Consider the following 560-nt stretch of genomic DNA (forward strand, 5'->3'; position numbering starts at 1 on the left):
ACCGGCAACGACGTCATCATCGGGTCCGACAACGACGAGACGGTCAACGGCCTCGCCGGCAACGACCTCATCATCGGGGCGGGCGGCAACGACACCCTGCTGGGCGGCACCGGCGACGATGAGATCCGCGGTGATGCCGGCGACGACATCATCCGCGGCGACGCGGGCGCGGACATTCTCTCCGGCGGCGACGGCACCGACACGCTCTCCTACAACGGCGACAGCACCGGCGTGACGGTGAGCCTTGCCGCCAACGCGGCAACCGGCGGCGACGCCACCGGCGACACCATCTCCGGCTTCGAGAACATCACCGGCGGGTCCGGCAACGACACCCTCACCGGCGATTCCGGCGCGAACGTCATCGACGGCGCGGGCGGGGACGATGTCATCGAGGGCATGGCCGGCGCGGACGACCTGGAGGGTGGATCGGGTACGGATACGGTCTCCTATGCCTCCGACACGGCGGGCGTGACGGTGGACCTCGGCAACAACACGGCCTCTGGCGGTGATGCGGCAGGCGACACGATCTCGGGCTTCGAGAACGCAACCGGTGGTTCGGG

General features: G+C 69.5%; 1 protein-coding gene. It reads left to right on the top strand.

Translation table 11 applies throughout. The features are described 5' to 3' along the window. A partial coding sequence (locus ACKTEK_RS15990) for a calcium-binding protein (protein WP_409166321.1) occupies window positions 1–560 on the top strand: 560 nt, incomplete at both ends.

Origin of the sequence: Tepidamorphus sp. 3E244 (genome assembly GCF_046159835.1) — a bacterium.
In the GTDB taxonomy this organism is placed as follows: Bacteria; Pseudomonadota; Alphaproteobacteria; order Rhizobiales; family Tepidamorphaceae; genus JACKJK01.